The following is a 22,632-nucleotide window of genomic DNA, read 5'->3' as shown; positions in this document are numbered from 1 at the left end:
GAAACAGCCGTGATCACCGCGATCGTCCTCATCAAGACCAGCGTGGACCGGATCCCCGAGATCGCGGAGCAGATCGCTTCGCTGGACTCGGTGAGCGAGGTCTTCTCCGTCACCGGTACGTACGACCTGATCGCGATGGTGCGGGTCAAGGAGCACGAGGAGCTGGCGGAGGTCATCCCGGGCCGGATCAGCAAGATCCCCGGGGTGGAGGGAACGGACACGCACGTGGCCTTCCGCACGTACTCGCAGCACGATCTCGAGGCGGCGTTCTCGATCGGGCTGGACAACTAGCCCGCTCGGTCGGGACGACTGACCCCGCTCGGTCGGGACGGCTGGACGGTCACGTCGACCGCCGCGATCCCGGTGCCCGAGGGGACGTAGAGGCGGCCGGCGCGGACGACCGGGGTGTGCTGGTCGTCGCCCTGACTCCGGCCGATGTCCGCGCTCCAGCGTGGCCTGCCGTCGACCAGTGCCAGGGTCTGGACGCGGTTGTCGACGCGGGCGTACACGGTGTCGCCGGACACCACCGCGCCGGGAAGCGAAGAGGTGCCGTCGCCGACTTGGCGCGTCCACGCCTTGGTGCCGTCGGCGGCCCGCAGCGCGTAGACGCCGCCGTTCTCGGTGGCGACGGCGAGGGACCGGTTGCCGGGGACCGGGGCCGTCGGGCCGCTGTCCGGATTGCGCCACAGCCGCCTGCCGTCCGTGCTCCGGAAGCCCTGCAGGCCGGGGGCGGAGTCGGCCAGCAGCGTCGTGCCGGCCAGCACCGACACGCTCACGTCGGCCCCTCCCGGCACCGACCACTTCCGGGAGCCGTCCGTGGCGTCCAGCGCCAGCAGCCGGTCTCCGTAGCTGCCGGTGTAGACCACGCCGCCCGCGACCAGCGGGATGCCGGTGGGGCCGGCGGGGGTCGTCACGAGCCAGCGCTCGCTGCCGTCGGGGGCGACGCAGCGCAGGCCGCCGGCGTCGGTGCTGCCCATGACGACGAGGACGTGGTCGCCGAGCAGGACCGGGATGCCGTAACCATGGTCGCCGAGGGTCTGCTGCCACTTCGGGGTGCCGTCGAGGGTCACGGCGCGCAGGCGGCGCAGGTTGCGGTCGTGGTCCCAGGTCACGCAGTAGACGCCGGCCGCGGTGACCACAGGGGTCGAGACGTCGTCACCGAGCTTGATCTTCCAGCGGCGGCTTCCCGTGCGCGAGACGGCGTGCAGGGTGCCGCTGGAGGTGCCTATGTAGACGGCGGAGCCGTCCGGGGAGAGGGCGACGCAGGGGCCGTCCAGCCCGCCGAGGCCACCGACGTCGTACTGCCACCGCAGCACGGCGGGCCCGCCGGTACGGTCCCTGCCGGGTCGGGGCGCCCCCACGGACGTGCCTCCCCCCTCGCCCTCACTCCCCGCCCCCCGCTGCCAGAGCCACCCTCCGACCCCGGCCCCCGCGGCAACGACGGCCCCACCGGCCAAGGCCTTCAGCAACCGCCGCCGCCCGGGAACCACCACACCCGCTGGGGTGACGGGGCTCGCGTAGGTATCGGACACGGGGGCTTCGGCCACGGGCGGAGCAACGGCAGCGCTCACGGACGCGGGGGCATCGGTCCCGGATGCAACTGCTTCAGCTGCTTCGGCTGCAACTGCTTCGGCCTCGGGCACGGCAGCGTCGATCACAGACGCGTCCGATTCGGCCACAGCCGCGTAGGCATCCGCCACCGGTGCGGCGCCGTCGGTCGCGGACGCGGCGATGTCGGCGACGGGCAGGACATTTCCGGTCGCAGACTGGTCGGCATCAGTCACGGACGCGGGGCCGGACACGACAGTGTGCGACGCAGACGCGTCGACATCGGTCGCAGGCGTGGCAACGCCGGACGCGGAAACTCTGCCGTCAGGCTCGGGAGCGACCATGTGGGCCCCCGGCGCACCGCCGTCGATCAAGGACGCGGCATTATCCGTGCCGGGCACGGCAGCCCCCGGCGCCAACGCGCCAGTCGGCGGTGTGGGGGTGTGCGGGGCCGCGTACTCCACGCCGGTCGCGTGGGCCGCCGGGATCCAGTGGGGTGTGGCGTGGGGTGGTGTGGGGTCGGGGGTGCCCGCGTACCAGCCCGGACGGATGCCGGTGCGCAGTGAGGCCGGGGTGTGGCCGGTGGACGTCAGGAGGTCCGCGGGGGTCGGGCGCTCCAGTGGGTCCTCTCGCAGGCAGGCCGCCACCAGCGGGCGCAGGTCGTCCGGCACCCCGGACAGGTCGAAGTCGCGGGTCAGGATGCGCAGCAGGATCACCGAGTCCTGGCCCTCGCCGAACGGCTCGCGTCCGGCCGCCGCGTAGGCCAGGACCGCGCCCAGGGAGAAGACGTCGCTCGGCGGTCCCACCTGGCCGCCGTTGCGGATCTGCTCGGGCGAGACATAGCCGACCGAGCCCACCACCGCGCCGGTGCGGGTCAGCGCCGTGGCCTCCAGGGCCCGTACGATCCCGAAGTCGATGACCCGGGGGCCGTCCGCGCCCAGCAGGATGTTGGAGGGCTTCAGGTCGCGGTGGACCATCCCCTTGGCGTGGATGGCGGCGAGCGCCTCCCCGAGGGCCCCCGCCAGGACCCGTACCGCCGACCGGGGCAGCGCGCCGCCGTCCAGCACCGCGTCCCGCAGATTCGGGCCCTCCACGAACTCCGTTGCCATCCAGGGCCGTTCCGCCCCGGTGTCGGCGTCCACCACCCGCGCGGTGTACGTGCCCGCCCCGCCGACGGTCTGCGCGGCCCGCACCTCATGACGGAACCGGGCCCGGAAGGTGCGGTCCTCGGCGTGCTCGGCGCGCACCACCTTCACCGCGAGCCGGAGTCCGGTGCGCGACTCGGCGAGATACACCTCGCCCATCCCGCCCGCGCCGAGCCTGCCCAGGACCTCGTACGGCCCGATCCGCCGCGGATCCGCCGCGCGCAGCGCGTCCACCCCGTGCTCCCCCGTCAAGAGTCCGGCTGACAGGGGGAGCGTATACCGCGGTGACGTACGGCGATCAGACGGCCGGCACGCAGCGCCCGTCCTCGGTGCGGTACTGCCACTTGGCGCCGTCCCGGACCAGTTCCTTCACGGCGTTCACGAACCGGTCGACGTGCTCGTCCGGCGTGCCCGCGCCGAAGCTGACGCGGACGGCGTTGAGGGACTTCTCGCCGGGCGCGGCCTCCGGAGCGCCGCACTTGCCCTGGGTCTGCGGGTCGCTGCCCAGCAGGGTGCGGACGAGCGGGTGCGCGCAGAACAGGCCGTCGCGGACCCCGATGCCGTACTCGGCGGAGAGCGCGGCGGCGAAGTGCGAGCTGTTCCAGCCCTCGACGACGAAGGAGATCACACCGACGCGCGGGGCGTCGTCGCCGAAGAGGGAGAGGACACGGACCTGCGGGACCTCGGCCAGGCCCTGCCTGACCTTGCGGATCAGATACTCCTCGCGGGCCACCAGGGTGTCGAAGCCGGCCTCGGTCAGGGCCTTGCAGGCGGAGGCGATGGAGTAGACGCCGATGACGTTCGGGGAGCCGGCCTCGTGGCGGGCGGCGGTCTCGTGCCACTCCACGGCCACTCCCCCGTCCGCACGGCGGCTGACTCCGCGGCTGGCGCCGCCGCCCGCCAGGTACGGCTCGGCCGCGCGCAGCCAGTCGGCGCGGCCGGCCAGCACACCGGAGCCGAAGGGGGCGTACAGCTTGTGACCGGAGAAGGCGACCCAGTCGACGTCCAGGTCCTGGACCGACACCGGGTGGTGGGGGGCCAGCTGGGCGGCGTCCAGGACGATCCGGGCACCGTGCGCGTGGGCGGCGGCGGCCAGTTCGCGGACCGGCCACAGCTCGCCGGTGACGTTGGAGGCGCCCGTGACGCAGACGAGGGCCGGGCCGTGGCCCCCTTCAATGGACACAGTGCGGTCGGCGAGGGCCCGCTCCAGGGTCGCGACCGCCTGCTGCGCGCTGCGCGGGGCGTCGAGGTAGCTGACCCGGGCGTCCTTCCAGGGCAGCAGCGAGGCGTGGTGCTCGGTCTCGAAGACGAAGACCTGGCAGTCGGCGGGGAGCGCGGCGGCGAGCAGGTTGAGGGAGTCGGTGGTGGACCGGGTGAAGATCACCTGGTCGGCGTCGCGGCAGTCGAGGAACTCGGCGACGGTCCTGCGGGCGTTCTCGAAGAGGTCGGTGGAGAGCTGGGAGAGGTAGCCGGCACCCCGGTGGACGCTGCCGTAGTAGGGGGCGTAGGCCGCCACGTCGTCCCAGACGCGCTGGAGGGCGGGGGCGCTGGCCGCGTAGTCGAGCGCGGCGTAGGTGACTTCGCCGCCCGTGACGAGCGGGACGGTGACGTCCTCGCCCAGAACGGGCAGCGGCCCCGGAATGTCACAGTAAACGGTCTGGACGGCGGCAGCGGTGGAGACGGACATGGTGAACTCCCGTGAGAAGCAAGACGGAACCACCACGCGAGCGCGCACGGCTCAAGCGTGGGAATGGTGAAAGGGGTACGCGGAGGCGGGGCTCTACGCCCTATCGCATTCGCTTGCTCACAGAAGGCTCCCTCGACGACCAGGACCCCTGGTGTACGAGGGGTCCGCGCTTGCCGTAGACCTCGCTGCCTACGACCTGGTCCTCACCCGGGGCACCCCGCCACGGACGGAGGGTTGCCGGACAGTCGGCCGGGGCCTCATGACTGTCACTCATGACCTGAACAGGAAAGTACGTGAAGTGATCGCGGTCCCGCAACCCGTGTCCGGATCGCGGGACCGCCGACCGCTCATGTCATGCGTTGCTGGCGGCCACCCACCGCTCCAGCACCCGCTTGGCCGATCCCGAGTCGATCGACTCCGCGGCCTTGGCCATCTGGGCGCCGAGCTGCTCGGCGAGGGTGCCGGGGCCCGGGTCGAGGGCCACCAGGGCGGCCGCCGAGTTCAGCAGCACCGCGTCCCGTACGGGCCCCTTCTCACCGTCCAGCAGCCGCCGGGCGACCTCCGCGTTGTACGACGGGTCTCCGCCCCGCAGCGCCTCCACCGGCACCAGTTCGAGGCCGACGTCCCGCGGGTCGAAGCTCTCCTCGGTGACCTTGCCGTCCCGGACGACCCAGACGCGGGAGGTGGACGTCGTGGTCAGCTCGTCGAGCCCGTCGTCGCCGCGGAACACCAGGGAGGAGTTGCCGCGCTCGGCCAGGACGCCCGCGATCATCGGCGCCAGCCGGGGGTCCGCGACGCCGACCGCCTGGGACCTGACCTTGGCCGGGTTGGTCAGCGGGCCGAGGGCGTTGAAGACCGTACGGATGCCCAACTGGCCGCGGGCCGCGGCGACATGGCGCAGCGCCGGGTGGAACTTCACGGCGAAGCAGAAGGTGATGCCCGCCTCCTCCGCGACCTCGGCGACGCGCTGGGGCGTCAGATCGAGGTTCACGCCGAGCTTCTCCAGGACGTCGGAGGAGCCGGACGCCGACGAGGCGGCCCGGTTGCCGTGCTTGACGACCTTGGCGCCGGTGCCGGCCACCACCAGCGCCGACATCGTGGAGATGTTCACCGTCTTCGCGCCGTCGCCGCCCGTGCCGACGATGTCGACCGTGCGGCCGGACACCTCGATCACCTTGGCGTGCTCGTACATCGCCCGGACGACACCCGTGATCTCCTCGACGGTCTCGCCCTTGGCCCGCAGTGCCACCACGAAGCCGGCGATCTGCGCGTCGGTCGCCTCGCCGCGCATGATCCGGTCCATCGCCCAGGCCGTCGCGTCGGCGCTCTGGTCACGACCGTCCAGCAGGGCGTTCAGTACCTCGGGCCAGGAACGGCCCGCCGCGGTGTCGCCTCCAGCGGGGGTCACAGCGCTCATAAGCCGCTCCTGGGTGAGGTCCCGGATTCCGGGACGCGAATCTCAACAAGGTCCACCCTATCCAGCCGCCGGGCATGGCGAAGGGCCCCGTCCGAACACCGGACGGGGCCCCTGCCGTGGCGTGGCGTGCGCAGCGATCAGTGGTGGCCGTGGCCGCTCGTGATCTCCTTGTACTCCTCGACGGTGGCCTTCGGGATCTGGGACTCCTCGCCGTAGAGCGCGTCGCTGAGCTTGGCGCGCAGCTTCTGCGAGCCCGGCACCTTGCGCTCGACACCGTTCTCGTCGACCGTCGGGCCGATCTCGGCCGGCGCGTACTGCTCGTGCGCCGTGAGGGTGTGCAGCTGCTCCTGGCTGAGCGGCTCGTGGATCTCGATGAACTCACCGTGCGGCAGGCGCTTGATGATGCCGGTCTCGCGACCGTGCAGCACCTTCTCCCGGTCCCGGCGCTGCAGGCCGAGGCAGATCCGCTTGGTGAGGAGGAACGCCAGGACCGGTCCGACGAAGACGAAGATCCGGACGAACCAGGTGACCGCGTTGATCGACAGGTTGAAGTGCGTGGCCCACAGGTCGTTGCCACCGCCGACCAGCAGCGTCAGGTACACCGTCATCCAGGCGACACCGAGCGCGGTGCGCGTCGGGGCGTTGCGCGGGCGGTCCAGGATGTGGTGCTCGCGCTTGTCCCCGGTGACCCAGGACTCGATGAACGGGTAGACCGCGATCGCCACCAGGACCAGCGGGAAGATCACCAGCGGGATGAACACGCCCAGGACGAGCGTGTGACCCCAGAAGTTGACCTCCCAGCCCGGCATGAAGCGGATCAGACCCTCGGAGAAGCCCATGTACCAGTCCGGCTGGGCGCCGGTGGACACCTGGTCCGGACGGTAGGGGCCCATGGCCCAGATCGGGTTGATCTGCGCGATCGCGGAGATGGCCGCGATGGCACCGAAGACCAGGAAGAAGAAGCCTCCGGCCTTGGCCATGTACACCGGCAGCAGCGGCATGCCGACGACGTTCTTCTCGGACTTTCCGGGTCCCGCGAACTGCGTGTGCTTGTGGTAGAAGACCAGGATCAGGTGGCCCACCACCAGGCCGAGCATGATGCCCGGCAGCAGCAGGATGTGGATCGAGTAGAACCGGGCCACGAAGTCGTGGCCGGGGAACTGACCGCCGAAGAGGAAGAACGACAGGTACGTGCCGACGATCGGCACGGACAGGACCGCACCCTCCATGAAGCGGACACCGGTGCCGGAGAGCAGGTCGTCCGGGAGCGAGTAACCGGTGAACCCGGTGAACATGCCCAGGACGAACAGCAGGAAGCCGAACAGCCAGTTGATCTCACGCGGCTTGCGGAACGCGCCGGTGAAGAACACGCGCATCATGTGCACGAACATGCCGGCGAGGAAGATCAGCGCGGCCCAGTGGTGGATCTGCCGGATGAGCAGACCACCGCGCACGTCGAAGGAGATGTGCAGGGTCGAGCTGAACGCCTCGGACATCAGCTGTCCCTGCAGCGGGACGTAGCTGCCGTGGTACTCCACCTCGTTCATCGACGGGTGGAAGAACAGCGTCAGATACACACCCGTGAGGATGATGATGATGAAGCTGTACAGGCACACTTCGCCCAACATGAACGACCAGTGGTCGGGGAAGATCTTGCGCATGTTGGACTTGGCCAGGGAGTAGATCCCGAGCCGGCCGTCGGCCCAGTCGGCGACGCGCTCGCCGGCGGGCGCCTTGCCGCGTCGCTCGTTGTTCTCGTTGGTGCTCATCCGCGCTCCCAGAATGCAGGACCGACGGGCTCTTCGAAGTCGCCGAGCGCCTCGAGGTAGCCCTCGTCGTTCACGCCGATGCGGAGCTGCGGCAGGGCGTGACCGGCGGGGCCGAAGATCACCCGGGCACCGTCGGAGAGGTCGAAGGTGGACTGGTGGCAGGGGCACAGCACGTGGTGCGTCTGCTGCTCGTACAGCGAGATCGGGCAACCGACGTGGGTGCAGATCTTCGAGTACGCCACGATGCCCTCGTGCGACCACGCGAGCTCGCGCTTGTCCTTGATGTTGTCCGGCTGGAGCCGGACGATCATCAGGGCCGCCTTGGCGATCTCTTCCTGGAACTCCTCGTCGGTCTCCTCCAGGCCCTCGGGCTTGGCGAAGGTCAGCGAGCCGACGGCGACGTCCTCGGGACGCAGCGGCTCGTTGGTGTTCATGTTGACGAGCAGCTTGCCCTTGGCCCACAGGGTGTGCCGCAGCGAGGTCCCGGGCAGCGGGCCGAGGTCACGCAGCAGCATGACGCCGGAGAGCGGCACCAGGGCGAGCGCACCGAACATCGTGGTGCGGATCAGCCCGCGGCGGCCGATCGCCGACTCCTTGGCACCCTGCTTGAAGTCGGCGATGACCTTCGCCTTGACCTCCGGCGGCGCCGAGATCGCGTGACGCTCGTCGGCGATCTCCACGTCGGACATCAGGGTGCGGGCCCAGTGGACCGCACCCGCGCCGATGCAGAACAGCGCCGTGCCGAGGGTCAGGCCCAGCGCGAAGTTCAGCGCGCTGAGGTGACCGATCGGGAAGACGAAGATCGACTTGTCGTGCGGGATCGCCACGTACGAGGCGATGAAGCCGACGGTGGCGAGCATCGAGACCGTGAACAGCAGGGCGACGACGCGCTCGGACCGCTTGGCGGCCCGCTCGTCGATGTCCTGGATCCGGTGCTCGTGGGGCGGCAGGCCCGGGTCCGCGAACGGGTCCTTCTCGTCCGCGATGCTCACCGCGCCGTGCGCGGTCTCCTGCTCAGCGGGCAGGTTCTCTTCTGGAATGTCTTGGCTACTCATGACTTCTTGGCCTTTGCGGTCCGAGCGGCGACCCAGACGGCGACCGCGATCAATGCGCCGAGACCGAAGATCCACGCGAACAGGCCCTCGGTGACCGGCCCGAGGCCGCCCAGCTCGAGGCCGCCGGGGTTCTCCGTCTGGTCGCTGTCGACCGCGTTCAGGTACGCGATGACGTCCTTCTTGTTCTTCTCCGACAGGGTCGTGTCGGGGAAGGACGGCATGTTCTGCGGGCCGGTGAGCATGGCCTCGTACATGTGCTTCGGGTCGACGCCCTCAAGGCTCGGCGCGTACTTGCCATCGGTCAGCGCACCGCCCTTGCCGGTGAAGTTGTGGCACTGCGCGCAGTTGGTGCGGAACAGTTCACCGCCCTTGGAGATGTCCGCGCCTTCGGGGCTGTACTGCTCGCCCGTCGGCACCTGCGGACCGGCACCCAGCGAGGCGACGTACGCCGCGAGCAGGTCGATCTGGGCCTGCGTGTAGATGGGCTTCTTGCGCGGAGCCTGGGCGCCCTGGGAGGTGGCGGCGGGCATACGGCCGGTGCCGACCTGGAAGTCGACGGCCGCGGCGCCGACGCCCACCAGGCTCGGCCCGTCGGAGGAGCCCTGGCCACCGGTGCCGTGGCAGCTGGCGCAGCCGACCGAGTAGAGCTTCTTGCCCTGCTCGATGGTCAGGGACTGGGCGGTTTCATCGGCCTGCGCCTTGCTCGCGGGCGCGAACGCGGAGTACAGCCCCCCCGTGGCCGCCAGCGCGAGGAGTAGGACGACGACCGCCGCCAGCGGATGGCGTCGTCGTGCGGAGAGCTTTTTCACGGATTACCCCGGTGTCAGGATCTTCTGCGTCGATGCTTCTGGGATGTGCGTTTCGACAAACGCGTGCGGGAACGGCCCCGACTACTTGATCATGTAGATCGTGGCGAAGAGGCCGATCCAGACGACATCGACGAAGTGCCAGTAGTAGGACACGACGATGGCCGCGGTCGCCTGCTCGTGGGTGAACCTCTTCGCCGCGTAGGTGCGGCCGAGGACGAACAGGAAGGCGATGAGGCCGCCCGTCACGTGCATGCCGTGGAAGCCGGTGGTCAGGTAGAACACCGAGCCGTACGGGTCGGAGGAGAGCGAGAGCCCGTCCTTCTTCACCAGCTCGGTGTACTCGTAGATCTGACCGCCGATGAAGATCGCACCCATGATGAAGGTGACGGTGAACCAGGCCCGGAGCTTCTTCACGTCACCGCGCTCGGCGGCGAAGACGCCCATCTGGCAGGTGAAGGAGGAGAGCACCAGGATCGTGGTGTTCGTCGCCGAGAACGGGAAGTTCAAGGCCTCGGCCATGTGCTTCCAGTGCTCGGGACCTGTCACCGATCGAAGGGTGAAGTACATCGCGAAGAGGGCCGCGAAGAACATCAGCTCGGAACTCAGCCAGATGATGGTTCCGACGCTGGTGAGGTTCGGCCGATTGACCGACGGGTGCGCGTGCCCGGTATCTACTGTCGTTGCTGTCGCCACGACCGACATTATGTCGGTCGCTTATCCCGCCCTCACTCCGGGGGGTGCCGTTCGGAGTGTCCGTACCGTGTGTACTGCCCGGATGGCCCATCCAGCGGTCTTTCGAAGTCCTGTCCGAGCCGCTGTTGACACGGTGTCGGAAGGGGTAGCATCCGGCCCATCGGTCCTGTCCGTACGACGCTGACGTCCCGGAGGAACAATGCAGCCGACCGCCACGGTGCTGGTCTACAGCGACGACTCCAACACCCGCGAGCAGGTGCGGCTCGCCACCGGACGCAGGCCGGCTCCCGACGTCCCTGTGGTGGAGTTCGTGGAATGCGCGACTCCCGCGGCCGTTCTGACGGAGCTGGACAAGGGTGGCATCGACGTCTGCGTGCTGGACGGCGAGGCCGTGCCCATGGGGGGTATGGGCCTGTGCCGCCAGATCAAGGACGAGGTGTTCAACTGCCCGCCGGTGCTCCTGCTGATCGGCCGCCCGCAGGACGCGTGGCTGGCCACCTGGAGCCGCGCCGACGCGGCTGTGACGCTCCCTGTGGAGCCGGTGGAGTTCGCCGGTGCCCTGGCGTCCCTGCTGCGGCAGAAGAGGCTCCAGAGCGCCTAGGAGCCCGGGGGCAGGGGCGCGGGGCGGTCATACCGCCGTCGGCCGGAGGCGGTCCGCGTCCTGGGGCTTCGGGGCGTCCTGCTTGCCGTTGGTCAGGGCACTGCCCGCGCGCCACTTGGCCCAGTCGAGGTTCCAGTCGCCGAAGCCGTTGCCGAACGGCTCCATCTCGTGCCCGTTGGAGTTGACGACCTTGACCAGGTCGCCAGGGTGGAACGTGTCGAAGAACCACTCGGCGTTGCTGGTGTTCATACCGGTGCAGCCGTGGCTGACGTTCGCGGACCCCTGGGAGCCCACCGACCAGGGTGCCGCGTGCACGTACTCGCCGGACCAGGTGACGCGGGTCGCGTAGTACACCGGCAGGTCGTAGGAGTCGGAGCTGTCCTCGGAGATGCCGACGGTGGTGCCGCGCATCCGTACGAAGTACTGCTTCTCCAGCACCACCTTGACGCCGTTGCGGGTCTCGAAGCCGGGCTTTCCGGTGGTGACCGGGATCGTGTTGATCAGCGCGTCGTTCTTGTAGACCGTCATGGAGTGCGCCGAGGCGTCCGTGACGCCCTGGATCTTGTCGCCCGTGGTGATGGTCAGCGGCTTGGCCTTGCCGCCCCACAGCCGGTCGCCGACCTTCACGCCCTCCAGGTTGCTGTGCACCAGGATCGTCGCGTGGGCGGGCCAGTAGTCCTTGGGGCGGAAGTGCAGTTGCTTGTCGTTCACCCAGTACCAGGTGCCGTCCGCGGCGGGCGTGGAGTCCACCCTGAGGGCGCGCTCGACGACGGCCCGCTGGGCCTTGTCCTTGATGGGTTGGTTGAGGTCGGCCGTGATGGGCTGCCCGACGCCGTACTGGCCCGCCTTGGGCCCGAAGGTGACGTCCAGGGTCTTCTTGGTGGTGGGCTTGCTCGTGTCGAAGGTGAGGACCTTGCGGCCGGGGGCCCCGTCCTCGTCCTCGGTGCTGACCCGCACCGTGTAGTGGGCGTCCGCGGCCAGCGGGGAGGTGCTGTGCCAGCGGCTGCCGTCGGCGGCCAGTTCACCCGCCACATAGCGTCCCGTCGAGTCGGTGGCCGTGACGTCCGTGATGCGTCCCTCACCGTCCTCCGCGGTGACCTCCAGGGGCTTGTCCGGGTCGACCTTCTTCCCCGCCCCGGTGGGGCTGTTGAAGGAGATCTGGTCCGCTGCGTCGTACGGCTCGGCCGCCAGCGGGTTTTCGTCCGAACCACACGCGGTGGCGCCGGCGCCCAGGGCGGCCACCAGCAGCGTGCAGCCGACGACGACGGTGCGGGTGCGCGGAGAGGTTCTCATGGCCTCACGCTAAGAAGCTTCGTCGGCCGCGGCGCGGTGGGTGGGGCCGAACGGGGGACGGGCGCGGCGCGCCCCCGCACCGCAAAGGAAGGAGCCCGGACCTCCTGACGGAGTGTCCGGGCTCCCCTGTTGGCGCGGCGCCGTGCTACTGGGTGCGGTTCTCACCGTGGTAGTACTCGAAGACCCAGCCGAACAGGCCGATCAGGATGATCGGCGCCGAGAAGTACAGCAGCCACCAGCCGACCGCGACACCGAGGAAAGCCAGCGCGCCACCGGTGCCCACGGCGAGCGGCTGCCAGCTGTGCGGGCTGAAGAAGCCCAGCTCGCCCGCGTCGTCCGCGACGTCGGCCTCCTTGTTGTCCTGGGCACCCGCGTCGACCCGCCGGGCGGTGAAGCCCAGGTAGAAGCCGACCATGATGCTCAGGCCGAAGGCCAGGAAGAGCGCCGTGGTACCGGCCGGCTCCTTCGACCACACGCCATAGACGACCGCCATGGCGAGGAAGAAGACGCTCAGCCAGATGAACAACCGGCCCTGGATCTTCACTTGCCGGCCTCCTTGCTGCCCGCGATGGCGCTGCTGCCGTGACCGGCGAGCTCCAGCTGCTCCATGGCGGCGATCTCCGGGTGGTGCAGGTCGAACGCCGGGGATTCGCTGCGGATCCGCGGCAGGGTGAGGAAGTTGTGGCGCGGCGGCGGGCAGGAGGTCGCCCACTCCAGCGAGCGGCCGTAGCCCCACGGGTCGTCGACGCCGACCGGCTTGCCGTACTTGGCCGTCTTCCACACGTTGTAGAGGAACGGCAGGATCGACAGGCCGAGCAGGAACGAGCTGATCGTCGAGACCGTGTTCAGGGCGGTGAACCCGTCGGCCGCGAGGTAGTCCGCGTAACGGCGCGGCATGCCCTCGACGCCCAGCCAGTGCTGGACCAGGAACGTGCCGTGGAAGCCGAGGAACAGCGTCCAGAAGGTGATCTTGCCGAGGCGCTCGTCCAGCATCTTGCCGGTGAACTTCGGCCACCAGAAGTGGAAGCCGGAGAACATCGCGAACACCACGGTGCCGAACACCACGTAGTGGAAGTGCGCCACCACGAAGTACGAGTCCGAGACGTGGAAGTCCATCGGCGGCGAGGCCAGGATGACACCGGTCAGACCACCGAACGTGAAGGTGATCAGGAAGCCGGTCGCCCAGAGCATCGGTGTCTCGAAGGACAGCGAGCCCTTCCACATGGTGCCGATCCAGTTGAAGAACTTCACCCCGGTCGGGACCGCGATCAGGAAGGTCATGAAGGAGAAGAACGGCAGCAGCACACCGCCGGTGACGTACATGTGGTGGGCCCACACGGTCACGGACAGACCGGCGATCGAGATGGTCGCGGCGATCAGGCCCATGTAGCCGAACATCGGCTTGCGGGAGAAGACCGGGATGACCTCGGAGATGATGCCGAAGAACGGCAGCGCGATGATGTACACCTCTGGATGGCCGAAGAACCAGAAGAGGTGTTGCCACAGCAGGGCTCCGCCGTTGGCGGAATCAAATACATGGGCGCCGAACTTGCGGTCCGCCTCCAGGGCGAACAGCGCGGCCGCGAGGACCGGGAACACGATCAGGGCCAGCAGCGCGGTCAGCAGCACGTTCCACACGAAGATCGGCATGCGGAACATGGTCATGCCCGGGGCGCGCATGCAGATGATCGTGGTGATGAAGTTGACCGAGCCGAGGATGGTGCCGAAGCCGGACAGGGCCAGACCCATGATCCACATGTCGGCGCCGATGCCCGGCGAGCGGACCGCGTCCGACAGCGGGGAGTAGGCGAACCAGCCGAAGTCGGCCGCGCCGTCCGGGGTGAGGAAGCCGCCGACCGCGATCGTCGAGCCGAACAGGTACAGCCAGTAGGCGAACATGTTCAGGCGGGGGAAGGCGACGTCGGGGGCACCGATCTGGAGCGGCATGATCCAGTTCGTGAAGCCGGCGAACAGCGGCGTCGCGAACATCAGCAGCATGATCGTGCCGTGCATCGTGAACGCCTGGTTGAACTGCTCGTTCGACATGAACTGCAGGCCCGGACGGGCCAGCTCGGCACGCATGAGCAGTGCCATCACGCCGCCGATCAGGAAGAACGCGAACGACGTGACGAGGTACATCGTCCCGATCGTCTTGTGGTCGGTGGTCGTCAGCCACTTCACCACGACGTTGCCGGGCTGCTTGCGCCTGACCGGCAGCTCGTTCTCGTACGAGTCTTCAGCTGCCGCGGCACCCTGGGGTTCGTTGAGGATGCTCACAGGTTGTTCGTCTCCCGGTTCTTCTCGTGCGGCGTCTGCGCGATGCCGGCGGGAATGTAACCGGTCTGCCCCTTCTTGGCGAGGTCCTTGAGGTGCTGCTCGTAACGCTCGGGAGAGACGACCTTCACGTTGAACAGCATCCGGGAGTGGTCGACGCCGCAGAGCTCGGCGCACTTGCCGAGGAACGTGCCCTCCTGGTTGGGAATCACCTGGAAGGCGTTGGTGTGGCCCGGGATGACGTCCACCTTCATCAGGAACGGCACCACCCAGAAGGAGTGGATGACGTCACGCGAGGTGAGGACGAAACGGACCGTCTTGCCCTTGGGGAGCCAGAGGGTCGGGCCGGGGTTGCCGGTCTGCGGGTTCTTCGTGCCGGGCGTACCGACGTCGTAGACACCGCCGGCGTTCGCCGGGAAGTCCTTCTTGAACCGGTCCGGAATGGCGAACAGTTCCGGGGACGTCTTGGCGTTGCCGGTGGAACCGGGCACGTCCGCGACGTAGTTGAAGCCCCAGCTCCACTGGAAGCCGACCACGTTGACCGTGACGTCGGGCTTCTTGGAGAGGTCCAGGAGCTTCGTCTCGTCCCGGGCCGTGAAGTAGAACAGGACCGAGATGATGATGATCGGGACCACCGTGTACAGGGCCTCGATCGGCATGTTGTACCGGGTCTGCGGAGGTACCTCGACCTTGGTGCGGCTGCGCCTGTGGAACATGGCCGCCCAGAGGATCAGGCCCCACACCAGCACGCCGACGGCGAGCGCGGCAGCCCAGGAGCCCTGCCACAGGGAGAGGATCCGCGGAGCCTCTTCCGTGACCGGGGTGGGCATACCAAGGCGGGGGAAGTCCTTGTATGTGCAACCGGTAGCGGTCGCCAGGACCAGGCCCGCGGTCATTGCCTGCAGCAGCTTCCGCCGCATCGGGCGCCGCGGCGAGCGGTCGGAGCCGTTGGGACTCACGTAGCGCCTTCCCGAGAGTCTCGCCCGCGCGGTTGGCTGCGGCCTTCTCGCTGGTCGGTCGCCGTCCTGCGTCGGGCAGGGGTTTGATGTTTATGCGGACCAAACCCTAGCCGACGCCCTCCGGGGGTTCGAGGGGAGGGTGCCATACGCGCTGCGGGTCACCCGAAAGCGCCTAGTAGCTCGGGGGTTCGGGTGGTTTGGCGGGTGCAAGTCGCCTTGTGGCCGGTCGCGCAGTTCCCCCGCCCCTGGTCTGCTGACCGGACGCTTTAACGTTGCTGTATGTCCTACTTCGACGCCGCCTCTGCCGCCCCCCTTCATCCTGTTGCCCGTCAGGCGTTGTTGGCCTCCCTCGACGAGGGGTGGGCCGATCCCTCCCGGCTCTACCGGGAAGGGCGCAGGGCCAGGCTGCTGCTCGACGCCGCACGGGAGGCGGCTGCCGAGGCCGTGGGGTGCCGGAGTGATGAGCTGGTGTTCACATCGTCCGGTACGCGTGCCGTGCATATGGGAGTCGCGGGTGCGTTGGCCGGGCGTCGGCGGGTCGGACGTCACTTGATCGTGTCAGCGGTCGAACACTCCTCGGTGCTCCATTCGGCGGAGGCGTTCGAGGCGGACGGCGGGACGGTGACCCGGGTGCCGGTGCTGCGTTCGGGTGCGGTGAGCGTCGAGTCGTACGAGAAGGAGCTGCGGCCGGACACCGCGCTGGCCTGTCTGCAGTCGGCCAACCACGAGGTGGGGACCGAGCAGCCGGTCGCGGCGGTGGCCGAGGCGTGCCGGGCGGCCGGGGTGCCGCTGCTGGTGGACGCGGCCCAGTCGCTGGGCTGGGGGCGGGTCGAGGGCGACTGGTCGCTGCTGGCGGCGAGCGCCCACAAGTGGGGCGGGCCGTCCGGGGTCGGGCTGCTCGTCGTGCGCAAGGGAGTGCGGTTCGCCTCCCAAGGGCCCGTGGACGAGCGGGAGTCGGGGCGTGCGGCCGGGTTCGAGAACATCCCGGCCGTCGTGGCCGCGGCCGCCTCGCTGCGGGCGGTACGGGCGGAGGCGGCCGCCGAGGCGGTACGGCTGCGGGAGCTGACGGAGCGGATCCGGGCGCGGGTACCGCAGTTGGTGCCGGACGTGGAGGTGGTCGGCGATCCGGAGCACCGGCTGCCCGGGATCGTCACCTTCTCCTGTCTCTATGTCGACGGAGAGGCCCTGCTGCACGAGTTGGACCGGGAGGGTTTCTCCGTATCGTCCGGATCGTCCTGCACGAGCAGCACGCTGACGCCGAGCCATGTGCTGAAGGCGATGGGGGTGCTGAGCGAGGGGAACGTACGGGTGTCGCTGCCGCCGGGGACGGCGCAGGAGGACGTCGAGCGGTTCCTCGGGGTGCTCGCGGGGGCGGTGGCCGGGGTGCGGGAGAAGCTGGGGGCGCCGGCTCCGGCGACCGTGGTGCGGGCCGAGGAGCTGGTGGTGGACGCCCTCGGCAAGCGCTGCCCGATCCCGGTGATCGAGCTGGCCAAGGTCATCGGGGACGTGCCGGTGGGCGGCACGGTGCGGGTCCTGTCGGACGACGAGGCGGCCCGGCTGGACATTCCCGCGTGGTGCGAGATGCGGGGGCAGGAGTACGTGGGTGAGGAGCCGGCGGACCAGGGGTCGGCGTACGTGGTCCGCCGGGTGTCCTGATCAGGCCAGGTGCGCCTGGACCTCGGCGGCGGCGTCATGGCCGTACGCCTTGGTGAAGCGGTCCATGAAGTGGGCGCGGCGCAGCTGGTACTCCTGGGTGCCGACCGTCTCGATGACGAGGGTGGCGAGCATGCAGCCGACCTGGGCGGCGCGCTCCAGGGAGACGCCCCAGGCGAGGCCGGACAGGAAGCCGGCGCGGAAGGCGTCGCCGACGCCGGTGGGGTCGGCCTTGCGCTCCTCCTCCGGGCAGCCGACCTCGATCGGGTCCTCGCCGGCCCGCTCGATGCGGACGCCGCGGGAGCCGAGGGTGGTGACGCGGTGGCCGACCTTGCCGAGGATCTCCTCGTCGGTCCAGCCGGTCTTGGACTCGATGAGGCCCTTCTCGTACTCGTTGGAGAAGAGGTACCTCGCGCCGTCCAGCAGTATCCGGATCTCTTCGCCGTCCATGCGGGCGATCTGCTGGGAGAAGTCGGCGGCGAACGCGATGGAACGGGAGCGGCACTCCTCCGTGTGGCGGAGCATCGCCTCCGGGTCGTCGGCGCCGATCAGGACCAGGTCGAGGCCGTCGACGCGGTCCGCGACGGTCTTCAGCTCGATGAGGCGGGCCTCGCTCATCGCGCCCGTGTAGAAGGAGCCGATCTGGTTGTGGTCCGCGTCGGTGGTGCACACGAAGCGGGCGGTGTGCAGGGTCTCGGAGATACGGACCGACTCGGTGTCGACACCGTGCCGGTCGAGCCACGCACGGTAGTCGTCGAAGTCGAAGCCCGCGGCGCCGACCAGGATCGGCTTCGAGCCGAGCTGTCCCATGCCGAAGGCGATGTTCGCGGCTACGCCGCCCCGGCGTACGTCCAGGTTGTCGACCAGGAAGGAGAGCGAGACCGTGTGCAGCTGGTCCGCGACGAACTGGTCGGCGAAGCGGCCGGGAAAGGTCATGAGGTGGTCGGTGGCGATGGAGCCGGTGACTGCGATGCGCACGGCGGGGACTCTCCTGGAGGGAGGCGGGTTGACAGTTCACGCTACCGGGTTCGGGCTGGGCTCTGAAGTTGGCAAAACTACCCGATAGTAGATCTTTCTTCGCGCGGCTCGACGTGCTTACGGTTCCGCCATGACGAACCTGAAGGTCCATGCCTCCGCTCCGGCCGACCTCGACGACGACCTGGCGTCGCTGCGCGGGGACTGTGCGCGGATGGCTCCCCACTGGGCCGCTCCCGAGCACATCGATGCCCGTCCGGTCTCCCCGTCACTCATCCACGGCGTGAAGGTCCCGGCCAGGTCCGCCCGGCTGCTGGACGCGATGTCCGACTACGGCGACTGAGTGGCGACCCGGTGAAGTACGCCCCCTGATCCGCCCCGGCGCCTTTCAGGGAACCGCGCGCTCCCCCGCTGCGTCCCATTGCCGTCCCCCGTGAAGGGGATGCGGGATACGACCCAGCGAGGAGCGATGCGGTGAACACCGAGCGACCCGACCACGACGACGCGGAGGCCTCCGGCGGGCCGCGGAACACGGAGCCCGGCGACGGAACTCCCACGGGCGACTCGGAGACGACGCAGGCGCCGAGCGCGGCCCTCGAAGCAACGGCCGGCGGGGCCGCGGAGGCGTCCACCGGTACGTCCGCTGCCCCGGGGGCGCAGGACGGCGAAGCCACGGGACCGAAAGCCACGCGCGAAGCGCCCGGTGACGGTGACGACGCCGAGCCCGAGGCCGCCGGGCCCCGGGCCGCACGCGGAACAGCGGGCGCGGAGGCCACCGGGCCGGATGGCCTGCGCACGGATTCGGACAGTGCCGTCCTCACACCGCAGACCGAAGCCCAGGCTCCGGGCACCGACGCCGCCGAGGCCGAAGCCGGGCACAGGAAGGCGGACGACCAACCCGCCGCGCCGGAGCTTGGGCGCTTGGGCACGGACAGCGCCGACGGCGTGCCGTCGGCCGAAACGAAGACCCCGAGCACCCACGCCCCCGAGGCCGAAGCCGGGCACAGGACGGCAGACGACCAACCCGCCGCGCCGGAGCTTGGGCGCACGGGCACGGACAGCGCCGTCGGCGCAGACGGCGTGCCGTCGGTCGACGCGGAGGCTGAAGTCGCTGGGGCGGGCCGTGAGGTTCCCGAGGTCGCGCGGGGATTCGACGGCGAGGATGCGCGGAGCGGGCGGCGGCGGTCGGTGGCGCTTGTTGCTTCTGTTGCGGCCGCCGTGTTGCTGGTCGGTGGTGGTGGGGCGTATCTGGCCGCGCATGCCGGTGGTGGCTCGGGAGGGAGCAGCGGGTCGGGGGCGCCCGGGGGCGGAGGGACTCCCCCGCCGCTCGCCCTTGACGGCTATGCCTCCGCGTCGGGCGGTACGAACGGCATCGCGCCCGGTGAGCCCAATCCGTACGGCGTGACCTACGAGGCGAGCGGCAAGCTGCCCGACGGGCCCGGCTCGGCCGCCGTGTACCGGCCGGCCGGGGAGGTCACCAAGGACGAGGTGGCCCGGCTGGCCGAGGCGTTCGGGATCGACGGGACGCCGGTGGCCGAGGGGCAGACCTGGCGGGTCGGGCCGGACAAGGACGGCTCGGGGCCGAGTCTGCAGGTGAACAGGCAGGCGCCGGGCAGCTGGACCTTCAGCCGGTACGCGCCGGGCACCGACAACTGCAAGAGCACCCTCGTGTGCACCCAGGACCCCGGCGCCCCGGCCGGCGACCCGGTGAGCGTGGCGGCCGCGCAGAAGGCCGCGGCACCGATCCTGAAGGCGCTGGGCCAGGACGACGCGAAGGCCGACGCGAGCCAGGTGATGGGCGCCCAGCGGGTGGTGAACGCCGATCCGGTGGTCGGCGGGCTGCCCACCTACGGCTGGACGACCGGTCTGACCGTCGGCAGGCAGGGGGAGGTGATCGGCGGCTACGGGCTGCTGAAGACGCCGGTCAAGGGCGACACGTATCCCGTGCTGAGCGCGCGGAAGACGCTGGACTTGATGAACTCGGCACCGCGGACCGACGCGCGCATGGGCATCGGCGGCTGTGCCACCCCCGTACCGCTGAAGGATCGGCTCGAACAGCCCTGCAGCGCGTCGACGTCGACGTCGGCACCGACCTCGCCGCTGTCGGCGACTCCCACCCCGGCACAGGACCCGTCCACGGTCACGGTGGACCGCGCGGTGTTCGGGCTGGCCTCGCACTCGGTCGAGGGGCGGCAGGCGCTGGTGCCGTCCTGGCTGTTCGAGGTGACGGGGTCGCAGGCGCGGGGCTCCTTCACGGTGACGTATCCGGCGGTCGACCCGAAGTATCTGACCTCGTCGGCGCCGGCCACGGAACCGACCTCACCGGGCGGTGAGCCGAGCTCGGCGCCGAAGACGAGGGACGTCCACGTCGACGGCTACACGGCCGGAGACAAGGAGCTGACCGTGAGCTTCATGGGCGGGGTGTGCGCCGACTACACGGCCTCCGCGGACGAGAGCGCGGACCGGGTGACGGTCACGGTGACGGAGAAGCCGTGGCCCAACAAGATCTGCATCATGATCGCCAAGCAGTTCCAGCAGACCGTCCAGCTGGACGAACCTCTCGGCACCCGCAAGGTCGTCGGCTCGGACGGCCAGGAGATCCCGCTGCGGAAGCCGGGAGCACGACTGCCGCAGCCGTCCTCGGCGACGCGCTAGGTCCTGTCGTCACATCCCCGTCGTCCGCCCGAAGGGCGGGCCCCGCGGCGTCATGGGGGTTCCCCTGCTCGAAGAGCTTGGGGGAGCGTGCATGGCGTCGCGGGGCAGGCGGGGATTTGACGACAGGGCCCAGCCGCGGCGCGGGGATGCGCGAAAGGCGGCGGCCCCGTCGGAGGGGGCCGCCGCCTTTCGCGGTGTTCGGGGAGCGGTTCAGCTGAAGGAGTCGCCGCAGGCGCAGGAGCCGGTCGCGTTCGGGTTGTCGATCGTGAAGCCCTGCTTCTCGATCGTGTCCACGAAGTCGACGGTGGCGCCGCCCAGGTACGGGGCGCTCATGCGGTCGGTGACGACCTTGACCCCGTCGAAGTCCTTCTCGACGTCGCCGTCGAGCGAACGCTCGTCGAAGAACAGCTGGTAGCGCAGGCCGGAGCAGCCGCCGGGCTGGACGGCGACGCGCAGCGCGAGGTCGTCACGGCCTTCCTGGTCGAGCAGGGCCCTGACCTTGGACGCCGCGGCGTCGGTCAGAACGATGCCGTCGGTGACGGTGGTGGTCTCGTCCGATACGGACATCTATCTCTCCCGGGTTGTACGGAGACTGCTTGCCGACAGTGCAACCGGCGGGGCCCACGAATTCATTCCAGGCCGAGCACTTGCGTTTTCGGTTCCTCTTCATGCTCGCACACGCGTCGTGGAGCGAACAGTGAACCCGGGGCCGGCCCGGCGGGATTCACGTCACATCGACGCTATCGCCATCGTCAAACTGACGTGAACCGGTTATGATAGATAGCGTCAGTTAGACGAAAAGAAGAAAGGGTGCGTGTCGTGACCACCGCCCAGACCCAGGAGCTCGACGTACAGCCGACTCCCCTCGCCCTGCTGCTCCTCGGCCGTGAGGCCGACCCCAAGAGCGAGCGCGGCGTCGAATGCCCCGGCGACCTGCCCGCGCCGTCCGATCCGGACCTGGTCGAGCGCGCCCGCGCGGCCAAGGAAAAGCTCGGTGACAAGGTCTTCGTGCTCGGCCATCACTACCAGCGCGACGAGGTCATCCAGTTCGCCGACGTCACGGGCGACTCCTTCAAGCTGGCGCGGGACGCGGCGGCGCGCCCGGAGGCCGAGTACATCGTCTTCTGCGGCGTTCACTTCATGGCCGAGTCGGCCGACATCCTGACGTCCGGCGACCAGAAGGTCGTCCTGCCCGACCTGGCCGCCGGCTGCTCCATGGCCGACATGGCCACGGCCGAGCAGGTGGCGGAGTGCTGGGACGTGCTGACGGAGGCCGGCATGGCCGAGCAGGTCGTGCCCGTCTCGTACATGAACTCCTCCGCGGACATCAAGGCGTTCACGGGCAAGCACGGCGGCACGATCTGCACCTCCTCGAACGCGAAGCGGGCCCTTGAGTGGGCCTTCGAGCAGGGCGAGAAGGTCCTGTTCCTGCCGGACCAGCACCTGGGCCGCAACACCGCCGTCCGCGACATGGGCCTGTCCCTCGCGGACTGCGTCGTCTACAACCCGCACAAGCCGAACGGCGGCCTGACCGCCGACGAACTGCGCGCGGCGAAGATGATCCTGTGGCGGGGCCACTGCTCGGTCCACGGCCGCTTCAACATGGACTCGGTCAACGAGGTGCGCGCCCGGATCCCCGGTGTGAACGTCCTGGTCCACCCCGAGTGCACGCACGAGGTCGTGGCCGCCGCCGACTACGTCGGCTCCACGGAGTACATCATCAAGACCCTGGAGGCCGCCCCGGCCGGGTCCAAGTGGGCCATCGGCACGGAGCTGAACCTGGTCCGCCGGCTGGCGAACCGCTACGCGCCCGAGGGCAAGGAGATCGTCTTCCTCGACAAGACGGTCTGCTTCTGCTCGACCATGAACCGCATCGACCTGCCCCACCTGGTCTGGGCCCTGGAGTCCCTGGCAGACGGCAACCTGGTCAACCGCATCGAGGTCGACAAGGAGACCGAGGCGTTCGCCAAGCTGGCGCTGGAGCGCATGCTGGCGCTGCCGTAAAGGAAGCACCCCGTACACAGAAGCACCCCGCACACACCGGAGCGGTGCTCCTCATGACGAGGGGCACCGCTTTTTCCGGTTCCGAGGCGGCGGAG

Annotated in this window: 19 protein-coding genes and 1 riboswitch; of the genes, 6 read left to right on the top strand and 13 right to left on the bottom strand. The window is 69.7% G+C overall.

Annotated features, from left to right (window positions below):
• Positions 1 to 9: 9 nt before the first annotated feature.
• Positions 10 to 291, top strand: a complete 282-nt coding sequence (locus ACFY1J_RS08090; protein ID WP_363296992.1) for an Lrp/AsnC ligand binding domain-containing protein — start codon at positions 10 to 12, stop codon at positions 289 to 291.
• Here ACFY1J_RS08090 and ACFY1J_RS08085 read toward each other — a convergent pair.
• From ACFY1J_RS08085 to ACFY1J_RS08055, 7 genes are all read right to left on the bottom strand, one after another.
• Positions 288 to 2,927, bottom strand: a complete 2,640-nt coding sequence (locus tag ACFY1J_RS08085) for a PQQ-binding-like beta-propeller repeat protein (RefSeq protein ID WP_390730896.1) — start codon at positions 2,925 to 2,927, stop codon at positions 288 to 290. The two genes, ACFY1J_RS08090 and ACFY1J_RS08085, sit on opposite strands and share 4 nt — an antisense overlap.
• A gap of 64 nt (positions 2,928 to 2,991) precedes the next feature.
• Positions 2,992 to 4,380 (bottom strand): aminotransferase class V-fold PLP-dependent enzyme, encoded by a 1,389-nt coding sequence (locus ACFY1J_RS08080; RefSeq protein WP_390709210.1) that lies wholly within the window; start codon positions 4,378 to 4,380, stop codon positions 2,992 to 2,994.
• A gap of 161 nt (positions 4,381 to 4,541) precedes the next feature.
• A riboswitch (SAM riboswitch) is annotated at positions 4,542 to 4,658 on the bottom strand.
• 74 nt (positions 4,659 to 4,732) lie between these two features.
• On the bottom strand, positions 4,733 to 5,797 hold the full coding sequence (gene trpD / locus ACFY1J_RS08075; protein ID WP_363296989.1) for an anthranilate phosphoribosyltransferase: 1,065 nt from the start codon (positions 5,795 to 5,797) through the stop codon (positions 4,733 to 4,735).
• A gap of 137 nt (positions 5,798 to 5,934) precedes the next feature.
• Positions 5,935 to 7,566 (bottom strand): cytochrome bc complex cytochrome b subunit, encoded by a 1,632-nt coding sequence (locus tag ACFY1J_RS08070; RefSeq protein ID WP_390709211.1) that lies wholly within the window; start codon positions 7,564 to 7,566, stop codon positions 5,935 to 5,937.
• Complete coding sequence (locus ACFY1J_RS08065; RefSeq protein WP_390709212.1) at positions 7,563 to 8,621, bottom strand: Rieske 2Fe-2S domain-containing protein; 1,059 nt, start codon at positions 8,619 to 8,621, stop codon at positions 7,563 to 7,565. Before ACFY1J_RS08065 ends, ACFY1J_RS08070 begins: the two co-directional genes overlap by 4 nt.
• Entirely contained in the window at positions 8,618 to 9,430 is an 813-nt protein-coding gene (locus tag ACFY1J_RS08060; RefSeq protein ID WP_390709213.1) for a c-type cytochrome, read from the bottom strand. Before ACFY1J_RS08060 ends, ACFY1J_RS08065 begins: the two co-directional genes overlap by 4 nt.
• An 81-nt stretch (positions 9,431 to 9,511) precedes the next feature.
• A complete protein-coding gene (locus ACFY1J_RS08055; RefSeq protein ID WP_390709214.1) occupies positions 9,512 to 10,132 on the bottom strand; it encodes a heme-copper oxidase subunit III in 621 nt (206 codons plus the stop codon).
• A gap of 190 nt (positions 10,133 to 10,322) precedes the next feature.
• Here ACFY1J_RS08055 and ACFY1J_RS08050 point away from each other — a divergent pair, with 190 nt between their 5' ends.
• Positions 10,323 to 10,724, top strand: coding sequence for a hypothetical protein (locus tag ACFY1J_RS08050; protein ID WP_390709215.1), 402 nt, complete (start codon positions 10,323 to 10,325; stop codon positions 10,722 to 10,724).
• A gap of 27 nt (positions 10,725 to 10,751) precedes the next feature.
• Here the strand turns inward: ACFY1J_RS08050 and ACFY1J_RS08045 are convergent, their stop codons facing one another.
• The 4 genes from ACFY1J_RS08045 to coxB form a co-directional block, all read right to left on the bottom strand.
• On the bottom strand, positions 10,752 to 12,017 hold the full coding sequence (locus ACFY1J_RS08045) for an Ig-like domain-containing protein (RefSeq protein WP_390709216.1): 1,266 nt from the start codon (positions 12,015 to 12,017) through the stop codon (positions 10,752 to 10,754).
• A 145-nt stretch (positions 12,018 to 12,162) separates the two neighbouring features.
• Complete coding sequence (locus tag ACFY1J_RS08040) at positions 12,163 to 12,561, bottom strand: cytochrome c oxidase subunit 4 (protein ID WP_390709217.1); 399 nt, start codon at positions 12,559 to 12,561, stop codon at positions 12,163 to 12,165.
• Positions 12,558 to 14,294 (bottom strand): cytochrome c oxidase subunit I, encoded by a 1,737-nt coding sequence (gene ctaD / locus ACFY1J_RS08035; protein WP_390709218.1) that lies wholly within the window; start codon positions 14,292 to 14,294, stop codon positions 12,558 to 12,560. The genes ACFY1J_RS08040 and ctaD overlap by 4 nt, the downstream gene beginning before the upstream one ends.
• The gene (gene coxB / locus ACFY1J_RS08030; RefSeq protein WP_390709219.1) at positions 14,291 to 15,250 is read right to left on the bottom strand and encodes a cytochrome c oxidase subunit II; all 960 of its coding nucleotides are present in this window, start codon (positions 15,248 to 15,250) and stop codon (positions 14,291 to 14,293) included. Before coxB ends, ctaD begins: the two co-directional genes overlap by 4 nt.
• Positions 15,251 to 15,529: 279 nt before the next feature.
• Here coxB and ACFY1J_RS08025 point away from each other — a divergent pair, with 279 nt between their 5' ends.
• On the top strand, positions 15,530 to 16,906 hold the full coding sequence (locus ACFY1J_RS08025; RefSeq protein WP_390709220.1) for a cysteine desulfurase/sulfurtransferase TusA family protein: 1,377 nt from the start codon (positions 15,530 to 15,532) through the stop codon (positions 16,904 to 16,906).
• Here the strand turns inward: ACFY1J_RS08025 and ACFY1J_RS08020 are convergent, their stop codons facing one another.
• The gene (locus ACFY1J_RS08020; protein WP_390709221.1) at positions 16,907 to 17,881 is read right to left on the bottom strand and encodes a carbohydrate kinase family protein; all 975 of its coding nucleotides are present in this window, start codon (positions 17,879 to 17,881) and stop codon (positions 16,907 to 16,909) included.
• A gap of 130 nt (positions 17,882 to 18,011) precedes the next feature.
• On the opposite strand from ACFY1J_RS08020, the gene ACFY1J_RS08015 reads away from it, so the two are divergent.
• Together ACFY1J_RS08015 and ACFY1J_RS08010 are read left to right on the top strand one after the other, a co-directional pair.
• Positions 18,012 to 18,221 carry a hypothetical protein gene (locus ACFY1J_RS08015; RefSeq protein WP_390709222.1) on the top strand — a complete coding sequence of 70 codons (210 nt, stop codon included), beginning with the start codon at positions 18,012 to 18,014 and terminating at the stop codon, positions 18,219 to 18,221.
• Positions 18,222 to 18,352: 131 nt separating this feature from the next.
• Positions 18,353 to 20,533, top strand: a complete 2,181-nt coding sequence (locus ACFY1J_RS08010; RefSeq protein ID WP_390730895.1) for a hypothetical protein — start codon at positions 18,353 to 18,355, stop codon at positions 20,531 to 20,533.
• 210 nt (positions 20,534 to 20,743) lie between these two features.
• On the opposite strand, the gene ACFY1J_RS08005 is transcribed toward ACFY1J_RS08010, so the two are convergent.
• A complete protein-coding gene (locus ACFY1J_RS08005) occupies positions 20,744 to 21,100 on the bottom strand; it encodes an iron-sulfur cluster assembly accessory protein (RefSeq protein ID WP_363296976.1) in 357 nt (118 codons plus the stop codon).
• A gap of 252 nt (positions 21,101 to 21,352) precedes the next feature.
• Here ACFY1J_RS08005 and nadA point away from each other — a divergent pair, with 252 nt between their 5' ends.
• Positions 21,353 to 22,537, top strand: a complete 1,185-nt coding sequence (gene nadA, locus ACFY1J_RS08000; protein ID WP_390709224.1) for a quinolinate synthase NadA — start codon at positions 21,353 to 21,355, stop codon at positions 22,535 to 22,537.
• Positions 22,538 to 22,632 lie beyond the last annotated feature (95 nt).

Origin of the sequence: Streptomyces sp. NPDC001406, assembly GCF_042895285.1 — a bacterium.
GTDB lineage: Bacteria > Actinomycetota > Actinomycetes > Streptomycetales > Streptomycetaceae > Streptomyces.
Note: the sequence above shows the minus strand (reverse complement) of the source record. Positions and strands in the feature narration are given on the sequence as shown.